The 3401-nt window shown below is 38.5% G+C and carries 1 protein-coding gene and 2 pseudogenes; all 3 read left to right on the top strand.

Translation table 11 applies throughout. The features are described 5' to 3' along the window. A pseudogene (locus HMPREF3263_RS07155) lies at positions 1-652 on the top strand (type VI secretion system tip protein VgrG); the annotation flags it as partial. A 3-nt stretch (positions 653-655) separates the two neighbouring features. Then, on the top strand, positions 656-2839 hold the full coding sequence (locus HMPREF3263_RS07160) for a phospholipase D-like domain-containing protein (RefSeq protein ID WP_005698945.1): 2184 nt from the start codon (positions 656-658) through the stop codon (positions 2837-2839). 1 nt (position 2840) lies between these two features. Next, positions 2841-3401, top strand: a pseudogene (locus HMPREF3263_RS07165) (sel1 repeat family protein); the annotation flags it as partial.

Below are 3401 nucleotides of genomic sequence, written 5' to 3' on the forward strand. Positions count from 1 at the left end.
TATTCTGAATGTGAATAATAACCGTCGAGTTAACGTCCATGCTGATAGCCTCATCAAAGTCGGACAAGATTTAACTATTGAAATTGCCCAAAATGGCAGCTGGGTTGCGGGTGAGCTTTTTGAACAAGTTTGTGAACAGTTTGATTTAGAAGGTTATGACGAAGTTCATATTCAAGGCCCTGCCGGTGAAATCGTGTTAAACCAAGAAGGGATTACGTTGATTGGGAATGTGTATGTTGAGGGACCACTTACGGAAGATGCGGGAGCGGCTGATGGGGTGAGTCCGTTTGAAACGCAAGTAAATTCGTTTTATATGCCGCATATGAAGGTGAAATTCTTACAGTCTCCACATTCTACTAAGCCAATGATCGGTATGCCATATACTTTGTTAATAGACGGTAATGAAGTGAAAAAAGGTATGACTGATAGTACTGGCGAAATTGAGATTCCTCACCAAGAAGGTACAAAACACTATGAAATTCGCTTTGCTAATGGTGCTTCTTATTCTATACCAATAGTAGAAGAATTTGAGAAAGATACTGATAACGATGAACTGATTAATGAAGGTTTTTATCCATTTTCAACAGACTCCGCTTTATCTACAGCGAAAATATATTCAGCATTAGTTAAGGGTTTCTTCGAGGGAAAATAAAATATGAGTCAAAATAAACAACAGATTTCTACAACAGAAGGTAAGCTATGTGCTACTGTAAATTTTAATTGGTTTTTAAAAGATGCTGAGAAATTTGAAAATGGTACTCGAAGTGAACCAGTGCCAGCAACGTTTAAGGCCTTGGTTAATGGTAAAGAAGCATTTGAAGAATTACATGAACGGATAGAAAATGCCCAGCATTCTATTGATATTGCAATTTGGGGCTTTCAACCCTCCATGCATTTTAAACGAGATGGGAAATCCCCTTGTATTGGTGATTTATTGATTCAGAAAGCGCTTGAAGGTAAAAAAGTGCGTATTTTGGTCTGGAGTTTACCAGGGAATATTCAAACATTTAGTGAAGCTAATTTGGGAAATAAACCAGGTGTTTGGTTAAAGGATAAGGTTGAGGGAGTTACCAGCGAGCAAGTTGACTATGATCGTTGGTGGTATGAAGCAATTCAAGGGGAGTTAGATGAGGTTATTGTTAATGCTAAGACTGATGGAATAGTCCATGTATGGGAAGCTCATGAAATAGAAAAACATGAGAAGTTAGTTGAATTTACAAAATCCCCCAAACGTACAAATTTAATTTATAAAAACCGCAAAGTAGCTCCACAAAATGAAGATTTCAAGCCTAGGATTTTACCAGATGGGAGAAAAGTAAATCATAGCTTTAAGGATACGGAATTACCCGATGGTAAGGGCACATTAACTGATGGTTCATATGATTTTGCATTAAAAAAATTTAAATCGCATCATCAGAAAACCGTATTAATAGATTATGAAGATCCTGATCTTGCCGTGGGATTTGTATTAGAGCATAACATGGTGGATAACTATTGGGATGATAGTAATCATTCGTTAAAAACTACATTGCCAAATAAAGGGAAAAATAGCCCAACGCCATTACAGGATGTTTCCAGTATTGTGACTGGACAAGTGTTATGGGATATTAATCATAATTTTTGTCAATCTTGGGATCGGCAAAATAATAAACAGTGGGGAAAAGATCCCGTTGATATTGGTATTACAGGGAAACGACAATCGTTTACGCGTGACCATTATCAGCCTAATCCATCACTAGTTGATGATAGCAAACTTGTGATGGCTCAAATTGTTCGTACCTATGATCAACCAAATATCGAAGATATCATGAAGGTCTATTTAAAGAATATTAAACAGACCACAAGTTATATTTATACAGAAAATCAGTATTTTCGTTTTCCGCCGTTGGTGAGAGAGTTTATTAGCCACTGGGAAACAATTAAAAATAACGGGCGTACAGAAGGACCAATTCATTGGTTCACAGTAACGAATTCTTCTGACGAAGGCATCGGTGCAGGAACTTATACTACTAATGAAATGTTTAAATTATTGGGCAAGCAGGATGTAATGCCTGGGGTGGCGAGAAATATTAAGTTAAATGAACTTGAAGCTCAATTAGGCATGGCAAAAAAGAGAGAATTTCGCTTATATAATGAAAGCATGAAAGCTCCTACTGCTGAAGGAAAAACTGTTGCAGCCGCTGAGTTTGAGAAAAACCAGCAGGAAATTCAGAGAATTGAAAAAGAAATAGGAGAAATTAAAGAGAAGCAACAAATTGAGGAGAAAAAAACGCAAGAGGCTGGAAAAGCTGGCTCGGCTAAAAAAGAAGGTGAACTCAATCAAATTGAGTCATCTGAGCTCGGACAAGAAGAGCCAAATTTGACAAAAGAGTTAGGTTATGAAATCAGCGATACCCCGGGGATTAAAGCGCATATCTGCACCTTAATGCCGAAAGATGAGAACGGCAAATATGTGCATACTTATAAGAAAAACGGCAAAGATACACCGGCGGAAGTCTATGTGCATTCTAAGGTGACCATTATGGACGATGTCTTCACCGTCATCAGCTCGGCGAACTTGAACACCCGTAGTATGCAGGTGGATACGGAATTGGGGATTATTATGGAATGCGCTGATGTAGCAGAGGGGCTGCGCAAACGCTTATGGGATTTACATACTAATAAGAACTCTGCCGCAAATCCTGATGATATGCATGATTATGTGGTGGCGGTAGAAGCATTTGATCAATGGTTGGACTTAATTAATAAAAATAAACAAGCTAAAGAAAAAAATGAAACCCCAACTTGTGCTTTACGGGAATTTTACCGGGCAGACCCCACAGTAAGTCGGAGTGACTAAAATGGTAGCACGAATTTTTAAAATCATCGTGATTGTCATAACTGCCTTGATTGTTCTGGTGATTTGGGCAGGTATGAGTTTATTTAAAGGTATTGATTTAGGGGGGACCGGACACGCGACTTCACCCGGAATAATTGACGAATACAAAGCGAGAAAAATCAAAATGGAAAAAATGGAACAATTACAGGCGAATTTAGAATTTGTTTGCAAACACGAAGAAAAACCGGAATTATCACAAGAAACCCAACAACTCTATAATTACGCCCTTTATCATGACCTGCACAATATGTGGACAGGCAAAAAAGGCGATGCCGTCTGGAACGGCTTGGCACGTTATTATCGTATCGCTGCCATGAATGGCGATTACAAAGCCAATATCCGTTTGCAATATTTACTGAAAAGCGGGCGTATTAGTTCCGATATGCCGCAAACGGAAGTACATAACCTTAATGAAGAACTGGCAAAACAACTGCCGGCAACAGCTTACTATAATCTATATGGTTATTTGGATGTAGGATATGGTGTGCGCACCGAAAAAGATGGTAAATATGCTTACTTAAGA

The organism is Haemophilus sp. HMSC61B11, assembly GCF_001838615.1.
Classification (GTDB): domain Bacteria; phylum Pseudomonadota; class Gammaproteobacteria; order Enterobacterales; family Pasteurellaceae; genus Haemophilus_D; species Haemophilus_D parainfluenzae_AD.

Coding starts and splice junctions, on each gene's coding strand:
- HMPREF3263_RS07160 (WP_005698945.1), top strand. CDS start 656: ATGAGTCAAAATAAACAACAGATTTCTACAACAGAAGGTAAGCTATGT.